We start from the raw sequence: 256 nt of genomic DNA, 5'->3' as shown, positions 1-256 counted from the left end.
GGTGAAGAAAGCACCAGAACTTGGGTTATGAGTTGCAAGCTCACCTAAACTAGTCATCAAGAAATAAATCATGATTCCAATAAGTGCATAAGCGAGTAGCGCACCGCCAGGACCTGCGGTAGCAATCGTAGAACCTGAAGCAAGGAATAAGCCTGTACCAATCGATCCACCGATGGCAATCATATTGAGATGGCGTGCCCCAAGCTTACGCTGTAGGTGTTGAGGAGCAGAAATATCGCTCATAAGATTTCCTTAA

The 256-nt window shown here is 45.7% G+C and carries 1 pseudogene; it reads right to left on the bottom strand.

What is annotated here, in order from left to right:
- Nucleotides 1-243, bottom strand: a pseudogene (locus RYX56_RS23715) (amino acid permease); the annotation flags it as partial.
- Between the last annotated feature and the right edge of the window lie 13 nt (nt 244-256).

Origin of the sequence: Alkalihalophilus lindianensis (assembly GCF_032843265.1) — a bacterium.
Classification (GTDB): domain Bacteria; phylum Bacillota; class Bacilli; order Bacillales; family Bacillaceae_D; genus Alkalihalophilus; species Alkalihalophilus lindianensis.
The sequence above is the reverse complement of the archived record's forward strand: the minus strand, read 5'-3'. Positions and strand labels throughout refer to the sequence as shown.